At 70.8% G+C, this 25205-nt stretch carries 30 protein-coding genes; 20 read left to right on the top strand and 10 right to left on the bottom strand.

Features of this window, described 5'->3' with window-relative positions; genetic code table 11:
• Position 1 precedes the first annotated feature (1 nt).
• Together ACGWYL_RS04660 and ACGWYL_RS04655 are read left to right on the top strand one after the other, a co-directional pair.
• Positions 2-373, top strand: coding sequence for a YidH family protein (locus ACGWYL_RS04660; protein ID WP_395486550.1), 372 nt, complete (start codon positions 2-4; stop codon positions 371-373).
• A complete protein-coding gene (locus ACGWYL_RS04655) occupies positions 370-672 on the top strand; it encodes a DUF202 domain-containing protein (protein WP_395486549.1) in 303 nt (100 codons plus the stop codon). The genes ACGWYL_RS04660 and ACGWYL_RS04655 overlap by 4 nt, the downstream gene beginning before the upstream one ends.
• A gap of 74 nt (positions 673-746) precedes the next feature.
• Here ACGWYL_RS04655 and manA read toward each other — a convergent pair whose 3' ends face one another.
• The gene (manA, locus tag ACGWYL_RS04650) at positions 747-1958 is read right to left on the bottom strand and encodes a mannose-6-phosphate isomerase, class I (protein WP_179427806.1); all 1212 of its coding nucleotides are present in this window, start codon (positions 1956-1958) and stop codon (positions 747-749) included.
• A gap of 24 nt (positions 1959-1982) precedes the next feature.
• Here manA and ACGWYL_RS04645 point away from each other — a divergent pair, with 24 nt between their 5' ends.
• Positions 1983-2741: an HAD-IIB family hydrolase gene (locus tag ACGWYL_RS04645; RefSeq protein ID WP_395486548.1), complete on the top strand. Its 759-nt coding sequence runs from the start codon at positions 1983-1985 to the stop codon at positions 2739-2741.
• Between the two features lie 150 nt (positions 2742-2891).
• Here the strand turns inward: ACGWYL_RS04645 and ACGWYL_RS04640 are convergent, their stop codons facing one another.
• A complete protein-coding gene (locus ACGWYL_RS04640; RefSeq protein WP_179427810.1) occupies positions 2892-3647 on the bottom strand; it encodes a response regulator transcription factor in 756 nt (251 codons plus the stop codon).
• A gap of 173 nt (positions 3648-3820) precedes the next feature.
• On the opposite strand from ACGWYL_RS04640, the gene ACGWYL_RS04635 reads away from it, so the two are divergent.
• The 10 genes from ACGWYL_RS04635 to ACGWYL_RS04590 all read left to right on the top strand — a co-directional run bounded on the left by ACGWYL_RS04635 (position 3821) and on the right by ACGWYL_RS04590 (position 11892).
• Entirely contained in the window at positions 3821-4243 is a 423-nt protein-coding gene (locus tag ACGWYL_RS04635; protein ID WP_395486547.1) for a thioredoxin family protein, read from the top strand.
• Between the two features lie 207 nt (positions 4244-4450).
• Positions 4451-4891, top strand: coding sequence for a DUF4395 domain-containing protein (locus ACGWYL_RS04630; RefSeq protein ID WP_269304010.1), 441 nt, complete (start codon positions 4451-4453; stop codon positions 4889-4891).
• 52 nt (positions 4892-4943) lie between these two features.
• Complete coding sequence (locus ACGWYL_RS04625; protein ID WP_395486546.1) at positions 4944-5792, top strand: sulfurtransferase; 849 nt, start codon at positions 4944-4946, stop codon at positions 5790-5792.
• Position 5793: 1 nt separating this feature from the next.
• Positions 5794-6090 (top strand): DUF1416 domain-containing protein, encoded by a 297-nt coding sequence (locus tag ACGWYL_RS04620; protein WP_179427818.1) that lies wholly within the window; start codon positions 5794-5796, stop codon positions 6088-6090.
• 229 nt (positions 6091-6319) lie between these two features.
• Entirely contained in the window at positions 6320-6847 is a 528-nt protein-coding gene (locus ACGWYL_RS04615) for a TasA family protein (protein WP_179427820.1), read from the top strand.
• A 116-nt stretch (positions 6848-6963) separates the two neighbouring features.
• Complete coding sequence (locus ACGWYL_RS04610) at positions 6964-7614, top strand: signal peptidase I (protein WP_179427822.1); 651 nt, start codon at positions 6964-6966, stop codon at positions 7612-7614.
• Positions 7615-7703: 89 nt separating this feature from the next.
• On the top strand, positions 7704-9560 hold the full coding sequence (locus ACGWYL_RS04605; protein ID WP_395486545.1) for an Ig-like domain-containing protein: 1857 nt from the start codon (positions 7704-7706) through the stop codon (positions 9558-9560).
• Between the two features lies 1 nt (position 9561).
• Positions 9562-9954, top strand: a complete 393-nt coding sequence (locus ACGWYL_RS04600; protein ID WP_395486544.1) for a hypothetical protein — start codon at positions 9562-9564, stop codon at positions 9952-9954.
• Positions 9955-9956: 2 nt separating this feature from the next.
• Positions 9957-10661 (top strand): response regulator transcription factor, encoded by a 705-nt coding sequence (locus ACGWYL_RS04595; RefSeq protein ID WP_395486543.1) that lies wholly within the window; start codon positions 9957-9959, stop codon positions 10659-10661.
• Positions 10654-11892, top strand: coding sequence for a histidine kinase dimerization/phospho-acceptor domain-containing protein (locus ACGWYL_RS04590; protein WP_395486542.1), 1239 nt, complete (start codon positions 10654-10656; stop codon positions 11890-11892). The genes ACGWYL_RS04595 and ACGWYL_RS04590 overlap by 8 nt, the downstream gene beginning before the upstream one ends.
• Positions 11893-11914: 22 nt before the next feature.
• On the opposite strand, the gene ACGWYL_RS04585 is transcribed toward ACGWYL_RS04590, so the two are convergent.
• Complete coding sequence (locus ACGWYL_RS04585) at positions 11915-12382, bottom strand: adenylyltransferase/cytidyltransferase family protein (RefSeq protein ID WP_179427830.1); 468 nt, start codon at positions 12380-12382, stop codon at positions 11915-11917.
• A 75-nt stretch (positions 12383-12457) separates the two neighbouring features.
• Between ACGWYL_RS04585 and ACGWYL_RS04580 the strand changes: the two genes are divergently transcribed.
• Positions 12458-12871 (top strand): CoA-binding protein, encoded by a 414-nt coding sequence (locus ACGWYL_RS04580; protein ID WP_395486541.1) that lies wholly within the window; start codon positions 12458-12460, stop codon positions 12869-12871.
• Position 12872: 1 nt separating this feature from the next.
• On the opposite strand, the gene ACGWYL_RS04575 is transcribed toward ACGWYL_RS04580, so the two are convergent.
• Positions 12873-13979 carry an LCP family protein gene (locus ACGWYL_RS04575; protein ID WP_395486540.1) on the bottom strand — a complete coding sequence of 369 codons (1107 nt, stop codon included), beginning with the start codon at positions 13977-13979 and terminating at the stop codon, positions 12873-12875.
• Between the two features lie 63 nt (positions 13980-14042).
• A complete protein-coding gene (dtd, locus tag ACGWYL_RS04570) occupies positions 14043-14468 on the bottom strand; it encodes a D-aminoacyl-tRNA deacylase (RefSeq protein WP_395486539.1) in 426 nt (141 codons plus the stop codon).
• Between the two features lie 48 nt (positions 14469-14516).
• On the opposite strand from dtd, the gene ACGWYL_RS04565 reads away from it, so the two are divergent.
• Genes ACGWYL_RS04565 through ACGWYL_RS04555 form a run of 3 tightly spaced genes read left to right on the top strand, consistent with a single transcriptional unit; the run spans position 14517 to position 17681 of the window.
• Positions 14517-15011 (top strand): FABP family protein, encoded by a 495-nt coding sequence (locus ACGWYL_RS04565; RefSeq protein WP_395486538.1) that lies wholly within the window; start codon positions 14517-14519, stop codon positions 15009-15011.
• Entirely contained in the window at positions 15004-15930 is a 927-nt protein-coding gene (locus tag ACGWYL_RS04560) for a folate-binding protein YgfZ (protein WP_269303994.1), read from the top strand. The genes ACGWYL_RS04565 and ACGWYL_RS04560 overlap by 8 nt, the downstream gene beginning before the upstream one ends.
• Positions 15930-17681 (top strand): DEAD/DEAH box helicase, encoded by a 1752-nt coding sequence (locus ACGWYL_RS04555; protein WP_395486537.1) that lies wholly within the window; start codon positions 15930-15932, stop codon positions 17679-17681. Before ACGWYL_RS04560 ends, ACGWYL_RS04555 begins: the two co-directional genes overlap by 1 nt.
• A 16-nt stretch (positions 17682-17697) precedes the next feature.
• Here the strand turns inward: ACGWYL_RS04555 and ACGWYL_RS04550 are convergent, their stop codons facing one another.
• The 3 genes from ACGWYL_RS04550 to ACGWYL_RS04540 form a co-directional block, all read right to left on the bottom strand.
• On the bottom strand, positions 17698-18999 hold the full coding sequence (locus ACGWYL_RS04550) for an endonuclease/exonuclease/phosphatase family protein (RefSeq protein WP_395486536.1): 1302 nt from the start codon (positions 18997-18999) through the stop codon (positions 17698-17700).
• Between the two features lie 68 nt (positions 19000-19067).
• Positions 19068-20576 (bottom strand): endonuclease/exonuclease/phosphatase family protein, encoded by a 1509-nt coding sequence (locus ACGWYL_RS04545; protein ID WP_395486535.1) that lies wholly within the window; start codon positions 20574-20576, stop codon positions 19068-19070.
• Positions 20577-20585: 9 nt separating this feature from the next.
• A complete protein-coding gene (locus tag ACGWYL_RS04540) occupies positions 20586-22058 on the bottom strand; it encodes an endonuclease/exonuclease/phosphatase family protein (protein WP_269303991.1) in 1473 nt (490 codons plus the stop codon).
• A gap of 158 nt (positions 22059-22216) precedes the next feature.
• On the opposite strand from ACGWYL_RS04540, the gene ACGWYL_RS04535 reads away from it, so the two are divergent.
• The 3 genes from ACGWYL_RS04535 (at position 22217) to ACGWYL_RS04525 (ending at position 23791) form a co-directional block, all read left to right on the top strand.
• Positions 22217-22600, top strand: a complete 384-nt coding sequence (locus ACGWYL_RS04535; protein ID WP_179427852.1) for a helix-turn-helix domain-containing protein — start codon at positions 22217-22219, stop codon at positions 22598-22600.
• The gene (locus tag ACGWYL_RS04530) at positions 22597-23466 is read left to right on the top strand and encodes a hypothetical protein (RefSeq protein WP_269303988.1); all 870 of its coding nucleotides are present in this window, start codon (positions 22597-22599) and stop codon (positions 23464-23466) included. The genes ACGWYL_RS04535 and ACGWYL_RS04530 overlap by 4 nt, the downstream gene beginning before the upstream one ends.
• A gap of 67 nt (positions 23467-23533) precedes the next feature.
• Positions 23534-23791, top strand: a complete 258-nt coding sequence (locus ACGWYL_RS04525) for a DUF2516 family protein (RefSeq protein ID WP_179427855.1) — start codon at positions 23534-23536, stop codon at positions 23789-23791.
• 18 nt (positions 23792-23809) lie between these two features.
• On the opposite strand, the gene ACGWYL_RS04520 is transcribed toward ACGWYL_RS04525, so the two are convergent.
• Together ACGWYL_RS04520 and ACGWYL_RS04515 are read right to left on the bottom strand one after the other, a co-directional pair.
• On the bottom strand, positions 23810-24742 hold the full coding sequence (locus tag ACGWYL_RS04520; protein WP_395486534.1) for a hypothetical protein: 933 nt from the start codon (positions 24740-24742) through the stop codon (positions 23810-23812).
• Complete coding sequence (locus ACGWYL_RS04515) at positions 24739-25074, bottom strand: PadR family transcriptional regulator (protein WP_179427859.1); 336 nt, start codon at positions 25072-25074, stop codon at positions 24739-24741. Before ACGWYL_RS04515 ends, ACGWYL_RS04520 begins: the two co-directional genes overlap by 4 nt.
• Positions 25075-25205 lie beyond the last annotated feature (131 nt).

Below are 25205 nucleotides of genomic sequence, written 5' to 3'. Positions count from 1 at the left end.
GATGGCGCGATGGCCGCGGCAGGTCTACGGGACGGGCTCGGACCCCGACCCGCGGTTCACGCTGGCGAACGAGCGCACGTTCCTGGCCTGGATCCGCACGTCGGGCGCGCTGTTCGCGCTCGCGCTGGCGCTCGAGGTGCTCGACCTTGCCCTCACGCCGTGGGTCCGGGACGTGATCGTCGTGCTGCTGGCCGCAGGCTCGCTCTGGGGCGCCGTCGGCTCGTGGCTGAGCTGGGCGCGCACCGAGCGCGCGCTGCGCACGGACATGTCCCTCCCCGGTGGCGGGCCCTACCTCGTGCTCGCGGCCTTCCTCGTGCTCGCGGTCGCGCTGTTCCTGATCGACGTGGCGGTCATCCGGGGCTTCGGGTCGTGACCGAGCACCGCGAGCCCACCGAGCGCACGGTCCTGGCCTGGCAGCGCACGCTGCTCAGCCTCGTCGTGATGCTCGTGGTGACGGCGCGGATCGCGCTGGAGGGCGACCGGGCGTGGACGTTCGTGCTCGCGTCCGTCGCGGCGGTGCTGATGCTCGTGCTCTTCGTGCCCCTGCACCTGAGGTCACGACGCCTGCCGGAGCAGGCCCTGGTCCTGCGCGACGGCAAGGCGCCCTTGCTGCTCGCCGCCTCGCTCGCGCTGCCGGCCGCCGCCCTGCTGCTGCAGGTGGCCCTGCGCTGACCGAGATCTGCTCCATCTTCGACGTTTGGAACGGCGTGAAAGGTCGAAGATGGAGCACATCTCGGTATGGGCGGTCAGGGGATCGCGCGCACGGGCCGGTGGCCCACCAGGTCCTTGAGCTCGGAGTCGGGAGTGCCCGGCCCGGGCAGGTAGATCTGTGCGACCTCGCCGGTGCCCACGAGGGTCAGGTCGCCGTCCTCCGCGTCGGTGTAGACCGTCTCGCCGCGGCTGAGCGCCATCTTCTCGCCCTGCGCGTTGAGCAGCTGCACCGCGCCGCCGATGCACATGACGATCGAGTGGCTCGCCGCGATGATCGAGACGCCGTCGGGGTCGGCCGGCGAGACCTGCGTGACCGCGAGCGCGAACTCCTCGACCTCGGGGTGGTAGACCTCGGTCGAGAACGACGGGTAGCCCGGCTCGACGCGCGCGACGCGGGCCATGCCGGCCTCGAGGCAGCGGATCAGGCCCTCGGGGTCGAGCGCCTTGCGGGTGAGGCCCGCGCGCATGACGTTGTCGGAGTTCGCCATGGCCTCCAGGCACAGGCCCGACAGGTGCGCGTGGATGACGCCGGTGCCCAGGAACATCGCCTCGCCCGGCTGCAGCGTGAAGCGGTTGAGCAGCAGCGACACCACGATGCCGACGTCGTCGGGGTGGTGGCGGGCGATCATCGCGGCGGTGCTGTAGGCCCGCTTGATGTCGACGCCGTCGTGGACGAGCGCCTTGCACTGGATGACGACCTGGGCGATCTCCGCCGGCGGCGGGGGAGCGATCAGCAGGTTCTCCAGGACGCGAACGATCCCCTTGAAGCCCGTCTTGGCGCGCAGGGTCGCCGAGGCGGCGTTGATCGTGGGAGTGTCCAGCTGGGCGAACACGCGCAGGATCTCGGCGGTGGGCCGGAAGCCGACGAGGGTGTCGAACGTGCTGAGCGCGTAGACCATCTCGGGCTTGTGGTTCGGGTCCTTGAACACGCGCTGCGGGGAGTCGAGCGGGACGCCCGCGGCCTCCTCGCGCGCGAACCCCTCACGCGCCTCGGCCTGCCCGGGGTGCACCTGGATCGACAGCGGCTGCTCGGCCGCGAGGATCTTGAGCATGAACGGGACCTCGCCGGCGATGTCGGACAGCGGTCGCAAACCCTCGGCCGTCTCGACCTGCGAGGGGGCCAGCGGATGGGTGCCGAGCCACATCTCGGCGACCGGCTCGCCGGACACCGTCCGCCCCAGGAAACGCGGAATGTCGCTCGTGGAGCCCCAGTCGTACGCCTGGGTCATGTTGTGCAGACGGCGCATGTACTCAACAGTAGACTCCCTCGCGTGTCCGGACCCCGACTCGTCGCGTTCGATCTCGACGACACGCTCGCCCCGTCGAAGTGCGCGATCCCCGCGCCCATCGGCGAGCTGCTGATCCGGCTCGCCGAGCGGGTCGAGGTGGCGATCATCTCTGGCGGCCAGCTGGAGCAGTTCCGCAAGCAGGTCGTCGAGCAGCTGCCGCCGGCGCCCGCCGAGGTCCTCGAGCGGATCCACCTGCTGCCCACGTGCGGCACGCAGTACTACCGGCTGCGCGGCGAGGAGATCGTCACCGTCTACGCCCACCGGCTGACCGAGGACGAGCGCGACCGCGCCCTCGCCGCCGTCGAGCAGGAGGCGAGGCGGCTCGGCCTGTGGGAGTCGCAGACGTGGGGCGACATCCTGGAGGACCGCGGCTCGCAGATCACGTTCTCGGCGCTGGGCCAGAAGGCGCCCATCGACGCGAAGATGGCGTGGGACCCCGACGGTCGCAAGAAGGGCGCCCTGCGCGACGCCGTGGCGGCCGTGCTGCCCGACCTCGAGGTGCGCTCGGGCGGCTCGACCTCGGTGGACATCACCCACCGTGGCATCGACAAGGCCTACGGGATGCGGCAGCTGGCCGACGCCACCGGCATCGGCCTGGACGCCATGCTCTTCGTGGGCGACCGCCTCGACCCCGAGGGCAACGACTACCCGGTGCTCGCGCTCGGCGTCGAGTGCCACGCGGTCGAGGGCTGGCAGGACACCGTGGACTACCTCGAGGGCCTCATCCCCACCCTCGGCTGACGCCCGCTCGCGCTCCGCGTGAGCCAGATGTGTAGCGGTATCCACCCTTTTTCCGGTGCTTGACGCCGAAAATGGTGGACAGCGCTACAGATCTCGTTCGCCGGAGGCGAAGGTCAGGCGGAGCCGCCGGAGGCGAACGCTACGAGGAGGTCAGGCGCGGCCGGCGACCTGGCGGCGGGCCGACTCCTGGCGCTCGGCGGCGCGGTCCGCGGCGGCCTCGCCGGGCTCGCGGCGCGAGACGAAGCGGTAGCCGACGTTGCGGACGGTGCCGATGAGGGTCTCGTTCTCGGGGCCGAGCTTGGCGCGGAGACGACGCACGTGGACGTCGACGGTGCGGGTGCCGCCGAAGTAGTCGTAGCCCCACACCTCCTGCAAGAGCTGCTGGCGGGTGAACACGCGGCCGGGGTGCTGGGCGAGGAACTTCAGGAGCTCGAACTCCTTGAAGGTGAGGTCGAGGACGCGGCTGTCGAGCTTGGCCGTGTAGGTGACGTCGTCGACCACGAGGCCGCTGGCGCTGATGATGTGGCTGTCGTCCTCGGACTTGTCGCCGTCGGCGGCGACGCGGCCCATGCTCAGGCGCAGGCGGGCCTCGAGCTCGGCGGGGCCGGCGGTGGTGAGGATGACGTCGTCCATGCCCCAGTCGGCGGCGGCGACGGTGAGGCCGCCCTCGGTGAGGATGAGGATGAGCGGGCACTCGATGCCCGTCGTGCGCAGGACGCGGGTGAGGCTGCGGACCTGGGCGAGGTCATGGCGTCCGTCGACCAGGACGGCGTCGCACTGGGGCGCGTCGATGAGCGCGCTGGCCTCGGCGGGGAGGATCTTCACGTGGTGGGGGAGCAGCGCCAGTGACGGCAGCACCTCGACGGACGACTGGGTGCTCTTCGTCAGCAGCAGCAGGTGGGACACGGTCGGATGGCCTCCTATACACGTCGAGGCCCCGACGAACGAACCGCGTTCATCGAAGCCTCATTGCCCTGTCGACCATACTTCATGTGATGTGCCCGTGACGAGAGGTGCCGCGGGAATGCGAACCACGTCACATCGTTGACACATGGTGGACCGATCCAGGAGGAGAGCCGATGACCGGAGTGCAGGTGCTGCTGCTGGCCGTCGTGGTCGCAGGCGTCGGCGCGGCCGTCATGCGCTGGAAGAACGGCCGGTTCGCCACGACCACGACACGGGACGACGCCGAGCGGCTCGGCCCGGACGACCTCGGCGCCCCGCTCGGCGAGCGCGCCACGCTGGTCCAGTTCTCCAGTGCCTTCTGCGCCCCGTGCCGGGCGACGCGCCAGGTCCTGGGGCAGGTCACGGGTCTGGTGCCGGGCGTGACCGCCGTGGAGATCGACGCCGAGGCCGAGCTCGACCTCGTCCGCCGGCTCGGGGTGCTGCGCACGCCCACCGTGCTGGTGCTCGACGCGGGTGGCCGGATCGTCGAGCGGGCCTCCGGGGCGCCCACGCGCGACCAGGTGCTCGTGGCGCTCGACCGGGCGATCTCCGCCTGACCGTCTCTCATTGTGGACGTTCGTCTCACATGGCGGGATGTGGGCGCAGGGCGACGGGGTCGTGCCCCTACGCTGGAGGCATGTTCACGACACACCTGACCCGACGACGCGCGGTGGACAACTGCCGCACGCGCTCGGCGCTGTGTCGTCTGCGCTGACTCCCTCACCCGCACTGTCAGCCCTCACTCCTGTTCGGAGCACCCCGTCATGTCCCACGACACCCCCGTCGTCGATCCTCGCGCGCTGCGCTTCACCGCCGCCGTGACCAGCCTGGTCCTGGCGCTGGTGCTCGTGGCGCCCTCGCCCGTGCGCGAGGTGCTGCTCGGCGTCCAGGTGGCGATCTTCGCGCTGGGAGCGTTCGTCTCGCTGTCGGCCTCGCCGTGGGCGTGGCTGTTCCGCACCGTCGTGCGACCCCGCATCGGCGCGCCGCAGCGCACCGAGGACGCGCGCCCGCCGCGCTTCGCCCAGACCGTCGGCCTGGTGTTCACCGCGATCGGCCTGCTGGCCCTCGTGGCCGGACTCACCACGGTCGGCCTCGTCGCCGTGGGCCTGGCCTTCGTCGCCGCCCTGCTCAACGCCACCACGGGCTTCTGCCTGGGCTGCGAGCTCTACCTGACCACCCGACGCCTCGCCGGCCAGACGGCCTGAGGCCCCAGACCACCGCACGACTCCACCACTTCGCAGAGGAAAAGGAAGCACCATGAGCCGCGAGACCGCACTCGTCACCGCCGACTGGGTCGAGGACCACCTGAACGACGACGGCGTCGTCCTGATCGAGGTCGACGAGGACGTCGAGGCCTACGACAAGGGCCACATCCCCGGCGCGATCAAGCTGGACTGGAAGAAGGACCTGCAGGACGGCGTCCGTCACGACTTCGTCAGCAAGGAGCGCCTGGAGCAGCTGCTGAGCGAGAAGGGCGTGTCCAACGACGACACGGTCGTCTTCTACGGCGGCAACAACAACTGGTTCGCCGCGTACGCCTACTGGTACCTCACGTACTACGGCCACCAGAACCTGCGCCTGCTCGACGGCGGCCGCAAGAAGTGGGAGCTCGACAGCCGCGAGCTGACCGACGAGGTCCCCTCGCGCGCCGCCACCACCTACACCGCGCAGGAGCCGAACGAGGACATCCGCGCCTACCGCGACGAGGTCGTCGAGGCCATCGGCACGAAGAACCTCATCGACGTGCGCAGCCCCGACGAGTTCGCCGGCCGCCTGCTCGCCCCCGCGCACCTGCCGCAGGAGGCCGCGCAGATCGGTGGCCACATCCCCACCGCCGGCAACGTGCCGTGGAGCAAGGCCGCGAACGACGACGGCACCTTCCGCAAGGACGAGGAGCTGCAGTCGCTGTACGCAGACGCCGGCCTCGACCAGGGCAAGGACACCATCGCCTACTGCCGCATCGGCGAGCGCAGCTCGCACACGTGGTTCGTGCTCAGCGAGATCCTGGGCTACTCCAACGTCAAGAACTACGACGGCTCGTGGAGCGAGTACGGCTCGCTGCGCGGCGTGCCGGTCGCCGTCGGTGACGAGCCCGGGGAGGCCTGAGATGTGCGGAGCGATCAAGGGCGGGCCCAGCCTCGAGGGCGTCGACGTCGCGAACCAGGCCGTGATCCAGGGTGTCGTGCTGCGGGGCGAGCAGCCCGTGGGCAACGCCTACGTGCGCCTGCTCGACCGCAACGGTGAGTTCACCGCCGAGGTGCCCACCTCGGCCACGGGCCAGTTCCGGTTCTTCGCCGCGCCGGGCAACTGGACGCTGCGCACGCTCGCGCCGCGCGCCGAGGTCGTCGACTCGCAGGTCGTCGCCGCCAAGGGCTCGGTCGCCGAGGTGGCCGTCGCCATCTGAGCCAGACCGCACGAGGGCCCCGGGAGCGATCTCCCGGGGCCCTCGTCGTGCGTCCGGGGGTCGCCGAGGAGGTCCGTTCCGAGCGGTTCCGGCACGGGGAGGAACCGGTGCCGAACCGAGGATCGAGTGGGGATCTCGTGTGGAGATTCCGTGGATCTGGCCTCCGTAGCGTTCTTCTTGTCAACCCAGACGGGCCGCAGAGAGCGGCTCGAACAGCCAGGAGAAGAACATGCGCACCAAGAAGATCCTCGTCCCGCTCGCCACCCTGCTCGCCGCCGGCGCCATCGCCGTGGGCTCGGGTGCCACCTTCAGCTCGACCTCGGGCAACACGATCAGCGCCGCCACGTCGGGCACCCTGACGCAGAGCAACTCCAAGGCCGGCAAGGCCGTCTTCTCGCTGGACAACCTGAAGCCGGGCGACACGCTCAACGGCTCGCTCAAGCTCACGAACACCGGCTCGCTCGCCGCCGCCTTCTCCCTGACCGAGGTCTCCTCGACCAACGGCTTCGACGGCGAGAACCTCAAGCTCGTCATCAAGAACACGACGAAGAACACCACGGTCTACACCGGCACCTTCGGCGGCCTGGCCGACGGCACCAAGAACGCCCTCGGCACGTGGGCCCCGGGCGAGGCGAACGACTACACCTTCACGGTCACGCTCGACCAGGCCGCGCCCAACACGCAGCAGGGCAAGTCCGCGACCGCCACGTACACGTGGGACGCCGTCCAGCTGGACGGGACCACCACCAACCAGTGAGACCCCGCTCCGGGGAACTGGGTTGACGGCAGGGCGTCTCTCGGGCGCCCTGCCACCCCGGACCGGAGCACGCAGCACCCCCTCGATCCCCCCACCGACCGTCCCCAGGAGTTCCGATGAAGCACCTCACCCGCGCCGCCCGGCTGCTCGGGCGTGGAGTCTCCACGCTGGTCCTGGTCGCGGTCACCCTCGCCAGCATCGCGTACATCGCGCCCAGCCTCTTCGGCTTCGAGCGCTACGTGATCACCGGCGGCTCGATGTCCGGCACGTTCGAGAAGGGCTCGATCGCCTTCGAGCGCCCCGTGCCCGTGGCCGACCTCGCCGTCGGCGACGTCATCACCTACCTCCCGCCGGCCGACAGCGGCGTCGGCACGCTCGTGACGCACCGCATCACCGGGATCGAGCCGGCCGAGAACGGCGCCCGCCTCTTCACGACGCAGGGCGACGCCAACCCCGACCCCGACCCGTGGCAGTTCAGCCTGGTCGAGGGCACCCAGCCCGTCGTCGAGCACACCGTGCCGCACGTCGGCTACGTCTTCATGGCCCTGGCCGACCGCGAGACCCGCATGATGGTGATCGGCCTGCCGGCCGCCGCCATCGCGCTCCTCGCCCTGGTCGAGCTGGGCCGCGCCCTGCGTCCGCGCCGCGAGGAGGCCCCCGAGGCCGCGGACGCCCCCGTTGCCGCACCGACCGGGACCCTCCCCACTCCCGTCCCGGTGCTGGCACCGACGCTGCCGGTCGTCCCCGGCCGCCGCGTCGCCGTCTGACCGTCCCCGGTCAGGCGCCCCAGAAGTGTGGAGCTTCTGGGGAACTCGTGTGGATCAGCCGTGGAGCGACGCTCCGTAGCGTTGAGGACATGGACCAGAACACCCAGTCAGGAGAGTCGATGCGCACGTCCCCCGCGCGCCGTTCCCTCGGTCTGCTGGCAGTCCTGGCCCTCCTGTCCGTTGCTGCGCTCGTCGCTCCCGGCTTCTCCTCGGCCGCCTTCACCTCCACCACCGACAGCACCGCCACCGTCACGGCCTCGCCCGACTGGACGCCGCCCACGGTCACGGTCACGTCCCCCGGCACCGCGGTGCAGGGCACGGTCACCGTCGCCGCCGAGGCCTCGGACTCCGGTCTGGGCGTCAAGGACGTCACCCTCGAGTACAGCGTGGTCGGATCGGGTACCTGGACCGCGATGTGCACCGACACGACGGCCCCGTACTCCTGCGCGTGGAACACCGCCGCGCTCGCGGACGGCCGCTACGACCTGCGTGCGCGTGCCACCGACCTCGCCGGCTACGAGACGACCTCGGACGCGGTCCGCACGGCCGTGGCCAACAAGCTCCTCGTCGTCATGAACGACCCGGGCGACACCGTGCGCGGCACGGTCCAGCTCTCGGCCGCCGCGTTCAACACGGGCAGCCTGAGCCACACCGTCCGCATCCAGTACCGCCTCGCCGGAGCGTCCACGTGGTCCACCGCGTGCTCGAACCTGGCCGCCCCCTACACGTGCTCGTGGAGCTCCGCGGCCGTCACGTCCGGCGACTACGAGTTCCGTGCCGTGCTCACCGCCGGCACCACCACGACGACCTCCGAGATCGTCACGGACGTCACCGTCGACAACGTCGCCCCCACCGTGACGATGACCGACCCCGGCTCGCCGCTCAGCGGCACGCGCACCTTCGCCGCCACGGCCGCGGACGCTCACTCCGGCGTGGCCACGGTGGAGATCCAGTACGCCGCGTCGGGCACGTCCACGTGGAAGTCGCTCTGCACGGTCGAGGCCGAGCCGTGGTCCTGCCGCGCCGCCACGAACGACCTCGCCAACGGCACCTACTCCTTCCGTGCGATCGCCACCGACGAGGCCGGCAACGCCACCACGTCCGCCGCCGTCGCGAACCGCGTCGTCGACAACACCGTCTCCTCGGTCTCGCTCAACGACCCGGGCGTCCTGCTGAGCCGTACGGCCACGCTGTCGGCGGTCGCCAGCTCCACGGCCGGCGTGACCTCGGTGCGGATCCAGTACGCCCCCACCGGCGGCTCGACCTGGACCGACGTCTGCACCGACACGACCTCGCCGTACTCCTGCACGTGGGACACCACGAAGGTCGCCAGCGCGGTCTACGACCTGCGCGCGGTCCTGCTGGACGGCTCGGGCCGCACCACGATCTCGGCCCTGGAGACGGTCCCGGTCGACAACAGCCCGCTCGCCGGCGCCGACGTCCAGACCACCAACGGATCGGGCAGCATCGCGGGTCAGCCGGGTGCCAACGACACCGTCACGTTCACCTACACCGCGCAGGTCAACCCCGCGTCGATCATGGCCGGCTGGAACGGGACGAGCACGAACGTCCAGGTCCGCCTGCGCGACGGCAACGTGCCGGCCCTGCTGCGCGGCAGCAAGGGCGACACGCTCGACGTCATGAACGGCAGCACGGTGCTCGGCCTGGGCTCGGTGAACCTCAAGGGCGACTACGTCCGGTTCCTGCGCACCGTCAGCATCAACGCGACGATGACGGCCGGCACGGTCACCGTGAACGGGCTCGAGCGCACGGTCGTCACGCTCAAGCTGGGCACGTTCGCCAGCGGCAAGGCCGGCGACCTCAAGACCAGCACCACCGCGGCGGCCATGGTCTGGACGCCGAGCAGCGCGGCCACCGACCTCTCGGGCAACCGATGCTCCACCACCAACGTCACCGAGACCGGCACCGCCGACAAGGACTTCTGAGATGCGACGACTCCGCACCACCGCCTCCCGCTGGGCCGCGGTCGCGTGCCTGGCCATCGCGCTGATCTACCTGGTCCGGGTGGTCGACGCGCCCTCGGCGGCCTACCTGCTGGGCGAGATCGTCATGGGCGTGCTCGGGGTGGCGGCCGCCGTGAAGATGTGGCTGCACAACTGCTTCGAGTCCCACCTCGCGGCCGGCGCCCTCGTGGCCGCCACGTCCGGTGGCACCCTGCTGGCCGTCACGGCGGGGCTGCCGGGAGGCGGTGCGTCGGGCCTGACCCCGACCCGCGTCGCGCTGCTGGCGCTGAGCGCGGCGGTCGTGGTGCTGCTGGTGCAGGACGGTCGGGTGAGACGGGAGCATGCTCGTCGGGCGCGACGGCCGTATGCTCGGTGAGCGTGGCCACCCGTGTGCTGGTCGTCGAGGACGACGACAAGATCGCCCCGCCCCTCGTCCGCACGCTGGAGCGTGAGGGCTACGACGTCGAGCGCGTCGCGGAGGGCCTCGCGGCCGTCGACCGCATCGCCGTCGGGGACGTCGAGCTCGTGCTGCTCGACCTCGGCCTGCCGGACATCGACGGGCTCGAGGTCTGCCGTCGTGCCCGCGAGGGCGGGTACCACGGCGGCATCATCATCCTGACCGCCCGCGACGGCGAGCTCGACCGCGTCGTGGGTCTCGACGTGGGCGCCGACGACTACCTCGCGAAGCCGTTCGCGCTGGCCGAGCTGCTGGCTCGCGCGCGGGCGCTGCTGCGCCGCAGTGCCGCTCCGGTCGCGGCCGAGGCTGCGGCGCCCGCCGCCCCCGCCAGCTCCGGGCTCCGCGTCGACACCGCCGCGCGACGCACGTGGGTGGGCGGCGCCGAGGTCTCGATGACGTCCAAGGAGTTCGACGTCCTCGTCCTGCTCGACGAGGTGCGCGGCGCCGTCGTCACCCGCGAGCGCCTCACGAACGAGGTGTGGGACGAGAACTGGTTCGGCTCGACGAAGATGGTCGACGCGACGGTGGGCCGCCTGCGGCAGAAGCTCGAGGAGGCCGGCGCGCCGGTGCAGATCGCCAACGTGCGCGGCGTCGGATTCCGGCTGGAGGACCAGCCCGGTGCGTGAGCGGCTGATCGTGGCGCTGGTGGGCATGACCGCGGCGATGCTCGCGCTCTACGGCATTCCGCGCGCGTACATGCTCGCCGACCTCGTGACCACCTACGAGGAGCGCAAGATCGAGCGGGCTGCGGACCAGCTGGCCGTGGTGGTCGACGAGCGACGCAAGAACGAGTCGCCCGTCGACGAGGCGTTCCTCGGCGGCTTCCTCAGCGAGGCCGAGACGCTGACCTACGAGCCGGACGACGGCCCCACGGTCGTGGCGGGCCCGACGCCCGACCCGGCCGACGACATCGTCGAGGAGCGCGCCCTGGCCGACGGCGGCACGCTGACGCTCTCGCGGTCGCGCGACCTCATCGACCGACGGATCTCCGAGGCCCTCGTCCCGCTCATCCTCATCGGCCTGAGCCTGACCGTCGTCGCCGCGGGATTCGGCTACGTGCTGGCGCGCCGGCTCTCGCGCCCCTTCGGCGAGCTGGCCGAGGCCGCCGACCGGCTCGGCACCGGACGCTTCGACGTCGACCCGCCGCACTACTCGATCCCGGAGGCCGAGGCGATCGGCGACGCCCTGCGCAGCAGCTCGAAGCGGCTCGGCGAGCTCGTCCGGCGTGAGCGCGAGTTCGCCTCGAACGCCTCGCACCAGCTGCGCACCCCGATCACGGCGCTGCGGCTCGAGCTCGAGGACCTCGCGCTGTGGCCGCAGACGCCGCCCGAGGTGGCCGACGAGCTCAACCGCTACCTGCCCGAGCTCGACCGCCTCAGCAGCGCGATCGACGAGCTGCTGGGCCTGGCCCGTGGCCTGCGCCTGGGCGACGCCGTGGACGTCGACCTCAACGAGCTGGTGGCCGACGTGGTCGAGCGCTGGCAGCCGCAGGTGGAGGCCCTCGGTCACGACGTCAACCACGACGACCGCGGCCCCGTGCCGGCGCGGGTCGTCCCCGGCCCGGTCGTGCAGATCCTCGACGTGCTCATCGAGAACGCCGCGAGCCACGGCGTCGGCCCCATCACGGTGTCGGCCCGCGACGCGGGCGCGTACGTCGAGATCGTCGTCGGCGACAGCGGTCGCCGCACGTTCGGGAACGAGATCTTCAGCCGCGGCACCAGCCGCAAGGACGGCGACACCGGCGGCCTCGGCCTGACGATCGCGGCCGACCTCGCCACCACGATGGGCGGCTACCTCAAGCTGACCGAGGACGAGCTCACGACGTTCGAGCTCATGCTGCCCGGCCGCAACGACTGACCCTCAGGGCAGGTGGCGCCGCTCAGGTCAGGTCGCGGTAGTGGTCGAGCAGGCGCGAGAGGACGCCCAGCGCGTCCTGCATCTCCTCGATGTGCCCGGGATCGAGCACCCGCAGCATCTCCTTGAGGCCCGTCGTCGAGATGCCCTTCGTGCGGGGCAGGTACTCCACGCGGCACAGGTCGGACAGGTCGTCGAACTTGCCCGTCCAGTCGTCGCCCATCACGAACAGGTCGACGCCGTGCTCGACGATGTCGCTGCGCTTCTGCTCCCACGACTCCTCCGGCAGCACCTGGTCGACGCCCTTGATCGCACCGACGATCGCGGCCCGGTCGGCGTAGGGCACCACGGTGCTCTTGCCCTTGCCGGCGTTGAAGTCGTCGGTGGAGACCCCCACGACGAGCCGGTCGCCCATCGAGGAGAGGCGCTCCAGCAGCCGCAGGTGGCCGATGTGGAAGAGGTCGAAGGTTCCGTACGTCAGGACGGTCGTCACGCGATCAGGATACGGACCGGCCGGGCGCGGGGCGGCCGACCGGCGCGCGTCGGCGTCGGCGGCTACGGTCGGGGCATGACCTCGTGGCAGGATCCGGACGCCGTCTCGCTCATGCTCGACGACCTCGAGACGTGGGCCGTGGTGGGCTTGTCGACCAACACCTCGCGCACCGCGTACTCGATCGCGCAGCTGCTGCAGCGGCGGGGCAAGCGCATCGTGCCGATCCATCCCGACGCGCCCACGGTGCTGGGGGAGCAGGGCTACGCCACGCTCGCCGACGTGCCGTTCCCGATCGACGTGGTCGACGTGTTCCGCCGCTCCGAGGACGCCGGGCCGTTCGCCGCCCAGGCCGTCGAGGTCGGCGCCAAGGCCGTGTGGTTCCAGCTGGGCGTCGTCGACGAGACGGCGTTCGAGCGCACGATCGCGGCGGGCGTGCCGATGGTGATGGACACCTGCCCGGCGATCGAGTGGAACCGCCGAGCCCGCTAGCTCAGTTGACGTCCTCGGGGTCCGGCAGGACGTCGTCGGGGTACTTCTCGAGGTACTGGGCCATCCGGTCGCGGCTCAGTGCGGTGAACAGCTCGCTCATCTTGTCCTCCTGGAGGACGACGATGCTGCCGTAGGTGGGATCGGTGTCGGTGCCCTGCACCGGAGCCGTCATGAAGGTGACGTCGTCGGTGCGGACGCCGCGCAGCGACACCGCCAGCTTGGCCATCGCGGTGCCCGACCAGCCCTCGTCCACCGTGAGGTTCTCGGTGAGCGCGGTGACGGTCCGGGTGAGTCGCGTCGGGCTGGTGGTGACGCCCGAGCTGAGCATCTTGCCCATCAGCGAGCGCATGAAGTTCTGCTGGCGCTTGATGCGGTCGAAGTCGCCGCCGACGAGGCCGTAGCGGGTGCGCACGTATGCGAGGGCCTTCTTGCCCTCGAGCGTCTGCGTGCCGGCGTCCCACTGCACCTTCTGCTTGGGGTCGTAGAACGACTGGGGGATCGTCACCTCGACGCCGCCGACGGCCGACGAGAGGTCCTTGAAGCCCTCCCAGTCGATGATCGCCAGGTGGTCCATCTTCAGGCCGGTGAGGTTCTCCACCGTGTTGATCGCGCCGAGCGGGCCGCCGGCGCTGAACGCGGCGTTGATCTTCTCCGAGTGGGTCGTCTTGCCGTTCTCGTCGTAGATCGGCACGAACGAGTCGCGCGGCAGCGAGACGAGGTAGACCTTCTTCCGGTCGGCCGGGATGTGCACGACCATGAGCGTGTCGCTGCGGTACTTGCCGTTGGGCCAGTCGCCCGACGCGGCGTCCTCGGAGATCGTGGTGTTCTTCGACTGCCCCTCCTGCGGCTCGCCCTTGTCCGAGCCGAGCAGCAGGATGTTGAGCGCGCGACCCTCGTCGGGGTCGGGCTCGCTCTGGGGGTTCAGCTTCACGGTCTCGACGTCGTCGAGCTTGCGCTTGAGGTTGAAGGCGTAGGCGGCGCCGCCGACCAGCGGCAGCAGCACGATGAGCACGACCGACCAGACGACCATCGGATGGCGCTGGCGGAAGGAACGACGGTTCGACGCTCGCGATCCGGGTCGCCGGGTCGCGTCGGGGGCGTCGGTCACCGCATCCTCCTCATCGTCGTCGCATCAACCTTTCCAGTATGACGGGGGTTGCTGAGAGGGCCCTCAGGAATCCAGCACGATCGTCACGGGTCCGTCGTTGACCAGCTCGACCGCCATGTCGGCGCCGAAGATCCCGCGCGCCACGGGCACCCCCGCACGCTCGACCGCGTCGCAGAACGTCTCGTAGAGCGGCTCGGCCACGGGTCCCGGTGCGGCTGCGCCCCACGAGGGACGGCGGCCCTTGCGGGTGTCGGCGTAGAGCGTGAACTGGCTGATCGCCAGCACGCCGCCGCCCGTCTCGTCGACGGACTGCTCGCCGGCCATGATCCGCAGCCGCACGACCTTGGCGGCGAGACGCTCGGCGTCGGTGGCCGTGTCCTCGTGCGTGACCCCCAGCAGCACCACCAGTCCCGCACCGTCGAGGCGACCGACGACCTGCTCGTCGACCCGGACCTCGGCCCGGCTGACCCGCTGCACCACCGCACGCATGGCAGGAGCGTAGCGGCGACTTCTGCGGCGGCCGATAGCATGGAACCCATGGCCTTCGAGATCCCGAGTGACCTGCACCCCGACCTCATGCCGGTCGCGTGGCTGCTGGGGACCTGGCACGGCAACGGCCGCGGCGAGTACCCCACGATCGAGGCGTTCGGCTTCGAGCAGGACGTGGCGTTCGCGCACGACGGACGGCCGTTCCTGCACTACTTCAGCCGCACCTGGATCACCGACGATGCCGGCGAGCGCGTCCGCCCCGGCGCGCTCGAGACCGGCTTCCTGCGCCCGTCCGGCGAGGGCAAGCTTGAACTCGTGCTCGCGCACCCCACCGGCTACGCCGAGATCTGGTACGGCGAGGTCGAGGGCGCCCGCATCACGCTGGCCACCGACGTCGTGGCCCGCACCGTCACCGCCAAGGAGTACACCGCGGGACAGCGGATGTACGGACTCGTCGAGGGAGCGCTGATGTACGCCTACGACATGGCCGCCGAGGGCCAGCCGATGCAGTCCCACCTGTGGGGGAAGCTCGAGCGTGTCTAGCCCGCTGCTGGACCGGCCGGGCGCGGTCGAGGCCGAGGGCCTCGACGCGGGCGTCGCGGCGCACTACGGCTCCACCTTCGCCGCCGAGCAGCGCACGCTGCTCTCGGGCGACGGCTTCGTCGACCTCTCCCACCGCGACGTCCTGCGGATCACCGGTCCCGACCGGCTGACGTGGCTGCACTCGCTCACCACGCAGTTCCTGGAGGGGCTCGAGGCGGGCCGCTGGACCGACGTCCTGCTGCTCTCGCCGCAGGGCCGCATCGAGCACGACTTCACCGGCGTCGACGACGGCGAGACCTTCTGGGCGCACACCGAGCCCGGCGCGGGCGAGGCGCTCGTGCAGTTCCTCGACCGCATGCGCTTCATGTCGCGGGTCGAGGTCGTCGCGGTGGACGACCGCTTCGTCATCGGGCGCTGGGCCGACGGACTGGTCACCGAGCTCGTCCCCGACCTGTCCGCCGTCCCCGGCACGCCCGTGGGCGTGCTGGCGTGGGAGGCGCTGCGGATCGCCGCCGGGCGTCCCCGGTTCGGCTCCGACACCGACGACCGCACGATCCCCAACGAGGTCGGCCTGCTCGGCTCGGCCGTGCACCTCGACAAGGGCTGCTACCGGGGCCAGGAGACGGTCGCCCGCGTCCACAACCTCGGCCGGCCGCCCCGCCGGCTCACCCTGCTGCACCTCGACGGCTCCGTCGACCACCTCCCGGCGCACGGCACCGACGTCGTCCACGACGGCAAGGTCGTGGGTCAGGTCGGGAGCGCGGCGCGCCACCACGAGCTCGGGCCCATCGCGCTCGCACTGATCAAGCGGAACACCCCGGTCGACGTCACCCTCCTCGCCGACGGCGTCGCCGCCGCCCAGGAGTCCGTCGTCGACCCCGACGCAGGCCTGCACGTGCGGGCCGGATTGAACCTGTGATGACTGACGAAGCCTCCTTCGACGACCTCGGCCTCGACGACACGCTCGTCGCCGTGGTGCGCAGCCTCGGCTACGAGACCCCCAGCCCGATCCAGGCGCAGGCGATCCCCGCGCTGATCAAGGGCGGCGACGTCGTCGGCCTGGCCCAGACCGGCACCGGCAAGACGGCCGCCTTCGCGCTGCCGATGATCCAGCGCCTCGACCCGGGCTCGCCCAAGACCCAGGCCCTCGTGCTCGCGCCCACCCGCGAGCTGGCGCTGCAGGTCAGCGAGGCCATCTCCAGCTACTCGGCCGGGTCGAACCTCAAGGTCCTGCCGGTCTACGGCGGCCAGAGCTACGGCGCCCAGCTGCAGGGGCTCAAGCGCGGCGCGCAGGTCGTGGTGGGCACGCCCGGTCGCGTCATCGACCACCTCGACCGCGGCTCGCTCGACCTGTCGCACCTCGAGATGCTGGTGCTCGACGAGGCCGACGAGATGCTCAACATGGGCTTCGCCGAGGACGTCGAGCGCATCCTGGCCGACACGCCCGAGTACAAGCAGGTCGCGCTCTTCTCGGCCACCATGCCGCCGGCGATCCGCCGCCTGGCCAAGCGCTACCTGCACGACCCGCAGGACATCAGCACCCCGCAGGCCACGCGCAGCACCACCAACGTGCGCCAGCGCTGGATGCCGGTCTCGCACCACAACAAGCTCGACGCCCTGACGCGCGTGCTCGAGGTCGAGCAGGGCGACGGCATGATCATCTTCGTCCGCACGAAGCAGGCCACCGAGGAGCTCGCCGAGAAGCTGCGCAGCCGCGGCTACACGGCGGCCGCCCTGAACGGCGACCTCGTCCAGGCCCAGCGAGAGCGCACCGTCGGCGCGCTGAAGAGCGGCGCGATCGACATCGTGGTGGCCACCGACGTCGCCGCGCGCGGCCTCGACGTCGAGCGCATCACGCACGTGGTCAACTACGACATCCCGCACGACCCCGAGGCCTACGTGCACCGCATCGGCCGCACGGGCCGCGCCGGCCGCTCGGGCGACGCGATCGTCTTCGTCACCCCGCGCGAGCGCCGCATGCTCGAGTCCCTCGAGCGCGTCTCGGGTCGGCCCGTGGAGCAGATGCCGGTGCCGACCCCCGACGAGGTCAACGCCCGCCGTGCCGACCGCTTCGCCGGCTCGATCACGAACGCCATGGGCGACCCCCAGTTCAGCGTCTACCGCGGGCTCGTCGAGCAGTACGCGCAGGAGCACGACGTCGACATGACCGAGATCGCCGCGGCGCTCGCGGTGATGAGCCAGGACGACAAGGAGTTCTTCCTGCGTCCCGACCCGCCGCAGGAGAAGCGGGCCCCGCGCGAGCGCTCCGAGCGCACGCCGCGTCCGAGCTCCGACGGCCTGGCGCCCTACCGCATCGCGGTGGGCAAGCGGCACAAGATCCGCCCCTCGATGGTCGTCGGCGCGCTGGCGAACGAGGGCGGGCTGAAGCGGTCGGACTTCGGCAAGATCACGATCGGCATGGAGCACACGATCGTCGAGCTGCCGGCCGACCTGCCCGAGGCCGTGTTCGACGCGCTGTCCGGCACCCGGATCTCCGGTCGCAAGATCGACATCCAGCCCGACACGGGACGTCCGGGCGGCGATCGCAAGCGCCCGCCGTCGAAGTCGTACGCGAAGGGCTCGGGCAAGTCGTACGACAAGCCCAAGTCCTACGACAAGTCGAAGTCCTCCGGCGACAAGGACCGCAAGCCCCGCCACAAGAAGAGCTGAGGCCGGCGGGCGTGGGTCAGGAGACCTGCGCCCGCACCATCAGCGGGTGATGGTCCGAGGGCAGCGGTGCCACGAAGCGGCCGCCGGACATCTTGCCCACGTTGGCCCACTGGTGGACGCGCGAGCGGCCGGGGCGCACCCAGACCTTGTCCACGTGGTCGCCCCACGTCACGCCGACGATCGGCTGCGTGGACCACCGCGGGTTGGCGGTGTTGAAGTGCTGGCGCGACACCTTGAGCGCCTGCTCGTAGGCGTCGTAGAAGCCGTTGGCCTGCATCACGGTCTCGAGGCGGCTGTTGCCGGCGCGGCTGCGGTTGGTGTTGAAGTCGCCCAGCAGCACGACCGGCAGGTGGTGCAGGCGCTTGCCCCACCACGCCAGCTGGTTGCCCAGGTCGGTGAAGATCTGCGAGGTCTGGCGGGCGCGGACCGCGGCGTTGGAGCCGCCCTCGTCGACCTTGAGGTGGATGCCGACGAACACGACCGCCTGGCCGCTGGCCTTGTGGCGCAGCACCGACCAGGGCGCGTCCTTGCCCTCGGGCTCGGCCACCCCGTCGAGCGGCAGGATGCACGGCTCGACGCGGACCGGATCGCCCTCGTCGTCGCGGACGACCTTGCCGGTGCGGGGGTCGGTCTCCAGCGGGCACTCGGCCGACTGCTGGGTGGCGGAGAGCCGCTGCGTGACCTGCTCGAACGCGGCCGTGCGGTAGAAGATGCGGTTGTCCTTGCCGCCGAGCGTCTCGGTGTAGCCGGGGATCACGGCGTTCTTCCAGCGGCTGGCCTCCTGGACGGCCAGGACGTCGGGCCTGAGCCGCAGCACCTCGTTCACGACGAGCGGCTGGCGCGTCTCCCACTTGCTGCACGCGTTCGAGCAGACGTTGTAGCTCATGAGGCGATAGACGGGGTGGCGCTTCGACCACAGCTTCGCGGTGGCGGCGGGCGTCACGCGGGCGATGCGCGCCGAGCGCTTGCCCGCCTTCGAGCCGTTCACGGCGCGGACCTGGATCCAGTAGGTGCGGTTGCGCTTGAGCTTCGTGATGGTGGCCTTGCGCGACTTCACGGTGACGCGCGGCTTCTTGGCCTTGGCCACGCCGGCACGGCTGCCGGCGACGAAGACCTGGTACTTCTTGGCGCGCGTGGCCTTCGGCCACGAGATCGAGATCTTGGCGTACTTCTTGCCCGACGAGTCGTAGGGGGCGGCCCCGGTGACCGACACCAGCCCGACCGCGCCGGGCTTCTTGGAGGCCGCCTCGGCGGGGGTGCCGAGGATGGCGGCGGTCAGGACGGCGACCACCGCACAGGCCAGCAGACGAAGACGCATGGGCACGAGGGTAACTCGCCAGAGTCACATCAGTCACATCGTTTTCGCCGAAACGACGGGACCCGGGGTCAGTCGACGAGGCGGGGCGAGATGTCCGGGTCGAGCTCGGCGGGCACCGTGACGATCGCCGTGGGCTCCTTGACGAGCTCCTCCTCCTCGCGTGGGAGGGCGACGGTGGCGGCGATCATGTTGTGGTCGGAGAGCCACGGGCCGACGTAGGTGGTGCCGTTCAGGTTGGCGAACTGGCGCCAGGACGGGACCGCCCAGTCGTCGGAGACGTAGACGTGGTCGACGTGGTCGGCGGACATGATCGCCTTGTCACCGCGACGGCTGCCGGTGTTGACCTGGGCGTTCTCGGTCTCCTCGGCGACCTCGACCGAGTCGCGCAGGCCGTTCGCCCGCACGATCGGACCGACGGTGTCGCCGCGGCGGTGGGTGCCGGAGTTGAAGTCGCCCGCCATCACCACGGGGTCGCCGTCGGGGTTCACCGAGGCGAGGCTGCCCATGAGCGAGCGCATCTCGTCGGCGCGCTTGCCGGTGGCGTTGTGCCCGCTGAGCAGGTGCACGCTGACCACGACGAACGGCCGTTCGGTCTCCTGGTCGACCAGGCGGGCCCAGGTGGCCCAGCGGCCGTGGCCGATCGACCAGCGGCCGCCGGCGAGCTGCTCGAACTTCTGCGACGAGTAGAGGATGTAGCGCGAGTTGCCGCCGCCCTCGGCCATCACGAGCTCGTTCGGGCCGCCGCTGAAGGCGGCGCGGGTGGTGGGGCCGACGCGCTGGCCGCCGGCCTCCTGCAGGGTCATGATGTCGACCTTCGAGGCGTGCACCTGCGCGGCCTGGTCGCCCACGCGGCCGCCGAAGCCCTTGCAGGCCTCGGCGCAGATGTTCCACGAGCCGATCGAGAACTCCGACGCCACGGGCGGCGTGGTGATCTTCGTGGGCGGGCCGAACTCGCTCACGCCGGCGTCGCCGACGGCACGGACCCGCACGTAGTAGGTCTGCTCGGGCTTGAGCGAGGAGGTGGCGAACGCGGTGCCGCCCTTCGCGAGCCGGCGCACCTTGGTGGGGAGCTGGTTGCGCTTCTTGGACACGGCCACGTCGTAGGTGGTGGCGTAGTCCGCCTTGCGCCACTTCACGACCGCGCCGTCGGGCGCGGTGGCCTTGACCTTCGGCTTGCGCGGCACGTCGGGGAGCAGGGTGACGGTTCCCTCGACCGCGAGCTCGGTGGCGCCCTGGTCGACGGCCTCGACGCGGTAGCTCACGCGACCCTTCGGATCGGCCGCCTTCGGTGCGGGCAGCACGGCCTGCGGCTCGCTGGTGAGGATCGTGCGGTCGGGCCGGGCGAGGTCGTCGCCGAGGCTGACGCGGTACTGGGTCCCGTTGCCGGCCCACGCCAGCGAGACGGCACTCGGGTCGACGTCGACCGACGTGACCTTGAGGTACGGCGTCTCGAGCCCGGCGAACGCGACCACGGGACCGTTCCCCTCGGGATCGGTGGTGGCGGCCAGGAGTCCGGCGGCGGCGGTCAGCACCAAGCCCGCGCCGACGAGGCACGAGGTTCGGAAAAGACCGGGCACGAGGGCATCTTACGGGGTCCCGACGACCAGCCTCGCGACGACGGGATTGTGGTCGGACGGGAAGGGCATCGCGTACTCGCGGCCGTTCGTGGTCTCGATGAAGTTCGCGGGCATCGACCACGCCTCGACGGTGATTCCGGCGACCGGGACGAAGATCGCGTCGACGTGGTGACCGTTCGACTTGGGCACCGGAACTCCGCCGTTGGCGCTGTTCAGCTCGGCGTTCGACACCTGCGCCGCGCGGTCGAGGGAGTTGACGATCCCGTGCCGGGCGAAGCGCTGCTGGGGCGCGTCGAAGCCGCCCGGGTAGTTGCTCTGGTTGGCGTTCGACTCGTTGGAGTTGAAGTCACCGCCCCAGACCACGGGCAGGCGGTGGGGGTTGATCGCGTTGACCTTCGAGATGAGGCGCGCGGTCTGCTGCAGGCGCAGCTGGTCGCGGGCGGCGCCCTTGTGCGGCTCGAGGTGCGAGTTCGTGACGATGAACGCCGTGCCGGTGCGGCGGTCGCGCAGCAGGTTCCAGGTGGCGTAGCGCCCCGTCTTCGAGTCCAGTGTGAGGCCGCCCCCGTCGAGCGAGGTGAAGCGGGAGGACTTGAAGTAGATCGTCTTCGCGCTCTTGTAGGCGCCCTTGCGGAAGCCGGGCAGCTGCGTGTGGAACGCGGTCTTGGTGGCCGACTCCTGCGTCAGCACGATGTCGGGCGAGGCCGAGCGGACCACCGCGCCGGCGAGCGGCTTGCGCACCGACCACTTCGGCACGTTGCGCAGGAACCAGGCGCCGCTGTCGGAGGTGCGGCACTTGTCCTCTCCGCAGAGGTTGTAGGTCGCGACGGTGGCGCGGCTCGCGACGGCGGTCAGCTTGGTGCGGGTGGCCGGGCCCCACGGGCCCTTGACCGCGCCGTTGACGCCACGGACGCGGGCGAAGTAGGTCATGCCGCCGTTGAGGCCGGTGACCTTGGCGCCGAAGCCGCGGCGGCTGGCCGTGATGACCTGGCCGCGGAACGAGCGGTTGGTGGACAGCTGGACCTGGTAGCTGGAGGCGCTGGTGGCGCGGTTCCAGCGGAAGGTCAGGTAGTGCCCCTGGCCGCCGGTGACGCGGTGCGTCGGGCCCTTGCCGACCTTGAGGTTGGCCTTCTTCCAGCGGGTGGACGGGCCTTGGCGCTTCCCGCGGTAGGAGGTGAGGCGGTAGTAGAAGTCGGTGCCGGAGTTCGGGCGCAGCTTGCGGAAGGTCACCCCGGTCTTGCGGGTCGTGACCTTGCGGATGCACGACGTGGCGCGCGGGGAGGTCTTCACGCAGATCGCCACCTTCGTCGCCCGCGCGGGGCGCTTCCAGCGGATCGTCAGGGTGGAGGTGTAGGTCTTGGCGCGGACGACCGAGACCTTGGCGGGCTTCTTCGGGGCGGCCTCGGCGGCGGTGGAGGGGGCCAGCAGGAGGGTGCCGGTGACGGCGAGGGCGAGCAGGGCGCGCCGGAGCAGCGTGAAGTTCATGGAGATCTGACGGGTGTGAGAGAGGGAGGTGCGCCACCCGAGGGCACATCGGCCACCACAGGCTAACCCGAGTCACTCCCGTTTCTCGCATCGCGCCGTTCGTGTCCGGTGCATCACACTTGCTTGCATTCGCTAACTTTTGCAAGCACGCTGGAGTCATGGGGAAGTTGAACATGCCAGATGCCGTCGGCTCGGCCGTCGGGTCGCTCGGCGAGTACCTGCGTGACCAGCGGACCCAGGCGCAGATGTCACTGCGACAGCTGGCCGAGCTCGCGGACGTCTCGAATCCGTACCTCAGCCAGATCGAGCGTGGCCTGCGCAAACCGTCCGCCGAGGTGCTGCAGCAGATCGCGAAGGCACTGAGGATCTCGGCCGAGTCGCTCTACGTCCGTGCCGGCATCCTCGATGCCGAGCGCGCCGGGGAGACCTCGGTCGAGGACGCCATCGACCGCGACCCGCGGTTGACCGCGCGCCAGAAGTCGGCGCTGCGGGACATCTACCGTTCGTTCGTCGGAACAGCAGACCTCGAGGAGAGCTCATGAGCATCACCGACACCATCAACGCCCAGATCAAGTCCATCCTGGACGACATCGCCGCCCTGCCGTCGAGCGTCAAGGGCTTCGACGTCGCCACCCTGCAGAAGAAGGCCGAGACCCTCGCGCAGACCGCGCTCGGCTCCGCCACCGCCGCGTACTCCGACCTCGTGAAGAAGAGCGACGACCTGCGCACCCTGGCCAAGGGCCTGACCATCGACGACGTGAAGACGGCCGCCGACGACCTCGCCGCGCGCGCCGAGGTGTTCGTGTCCGAGCTCCGCGGCAAGGTCGAGGACGTCAAGGTCGACGACCTCAAGACCGCCGTCGACGACTTCCGCGAGAAGGCCGACGACCTGGTCGACGACCTCAAGGGCAAGGCCGAGGAGATCATCGACGAGCTCACCGCCAAGGCCGAGGACCTCACCGGCAAGGCCGCCGAGGCCGTCGAGGACGCCACCGAGTCCGCCGGCGCCGCTGCCGCCTCGTTCGCCAGCTCGGCCCGCATCCGCAAGGCCACCGCTCCCGCGTCGTCGGCCAAGCCGGCCGCCGCGAAGAAGAGCCCGGCGAAGTCCACCGCGACCAAGAAGTCGTCGTCAGCCGCCCAGACGGCCGCGAAGAAGGAGACGGCCGCCTCGAAGCCGACCACCGCCAAGAAGGCCCCGGCCAAGAAGGCGACCGGCTCGGGCACCGCCGCGAAGAAGACCGCGGCCAAGAAGACGACCGCGACCAAGAAGACCGCCGCGAAGAAGTCGGCTCCCGCCACGAAGACGGCGGCCAAGAAGACGGCCACGGGCACGTCCAGCACCGCCAAGAAGGCGCCGGCGAAGAAGTCGTCGACCACGTCGAACGGCTCGGGGACCTCCGCGTCCTGACGCCTGCATCCCACGGAATCAGCGGTGGGCACCACCTCAGGGTGGTGCCCACCGTAGTCTTCCCCCCATGGAATTGGCTCTCGTGACCCCGGCGATCTGGTGGCTGCTGCTGTGCACGAAGGTCTTCGCCCTGGTCGACTGCGTCCGCCGCAAGCCCTACGACTTCGAGATGGCCGGCACGCTGCCGAAGAACGTGTGGCTGATCATCCTGCCGCTGGCGATCTTCGTCGACATCATCTGGCGCAACCCCATCGGCATCCTGCCGCTGGCCGGCACGGTGGCCGCGCTCGTCTACCTCGCGCAGACGCGGGGCTCGGGCTACTGACCCTCGCCCCGCGCGCCGTCAGAGCCGGCTGGCGTGCAGCCGTGCCTTGCGGAACCCGTCGAACGCCTCCCAGGCGGTGACCAGTCCCACGCCGACCGCGATGCCCCGCAGGACCGTGTCGACGATCTCGGCGTCCCAGTCGAGGTGGGCGACCAGCTCGGGGTTGACGATCGACCCGTCGAGCAGCAGGACGATGGTGGGGATCGCGAACAGCAGCGCGAGGCCGAGGTTCGCCCAGGCCGCCGCCCACGTGTAGCCGGCGCGGTGGATCCACACGAGATGCACGAGCTCCAGTGCGAGCGTCACCAGGACGAGTGGCAGGTACCAGCTCCACAGCTCCGGGTCCGCCATCGGGATCCGCTCGCCGTCGTCGAAGAACGGCGAGCCGACGTGCTGCCAGATGAGCATCGCGGCGAACGCCGGCAGGAAGATCAGCCCGGCCACGAGGTCGGCGGTGCCCGTGCCGGTGTCGGGTTCGGGCAGCTGGTCGACCGACCAGGTCTCGACGCCGTCGATCGAGGTGCCCATCCAGTCCAGTACCGCGAACACGAGCGTGGTCCAGAAGACCAGGTGCACGACCATCTCGAGCAGCGTCCAGACGCCGCCGCCGATGATCGACCCGATCGAGTCGCCGTCGAAGGCTCCGACGATCACGGTGACGGCGGTGACGAGCGGGGCGACGATGGCGACGAGGATCGTCATGAGGCGCAGCCACGGGAAGAACAGGCGCGGTCCGATGAGCGCGGGCTCGCGGCCCGTGTAGTCGACCGCGACGCGCAGCGGGTCGCCGAGCTCCTCGAGCGTCTCGCGCTCGGCCTGCTCGCCGCCTCCGCGCGCGGCGACCGTGTCGCCGATGCGCTCGCGCAGCTCGGCGGCGACCTCCTCCTTCGTGCGTCCGGGCAGCCAGCGCGTGGCGGCGTGGACGTAGCGGTCGGTGAGCGTGGTGGTCATGCGGTTCCTCCGGTGGTGAGCCGCCCCAGGGCGGTGTCGATCTCGTGCCAGTCGGCCAGGAGAGCGGCGGCGAGCCGCTCGCCCTCGATGCTCGTGCGGTAGAACTTCCGCGGTCGCGCCTCCTCGGTGTTCCACTCGCTGGTGAGCAGGCCCTGCTTCTCGAGGCGCCGCAGCAGCGGGTAGAGGGTGTTGCCGTCCACGGCGATGCCGGCAGCGGCCAGCGACTCGAGCAGGCCGTAGCCGTACCCGGGCTCGCGCAGGCTCAGCAGCGAGGCCAGCACCACGGTTCCGCGGCGCAGCTCCTGCAGGTGTTGCTGGGTCAGCTCGTCCATGCGTCACACCATAGTGTGCGACGCACACTATGCGCAAGACGCACAGTTTGGTCCGCAAGCGTCGGTTTCCCCGGGAAACCGACGAACCCCTCCCCGGCGAGGCCGGAGAGGGGTTCGGAGGAGGCGCGGAG

The sequence above is a fragment of the Aeromicrobium sp. JJY06 genome, from assembly GCF_044069275.1.
In the GTDB taxonomy this organism is placed as follows: Bacteria; Actinomycetota; Actinomycetes; order Propionibacteriales; family Nocardioidaceae; genus Aeromicrobium; species Aeromicrobium tamlense.
The sequence above is the reverse complement of the archived record's forward strand: the minus strand, read 5'-3'. Positions and strand labels throughout refer to the sequence as shown.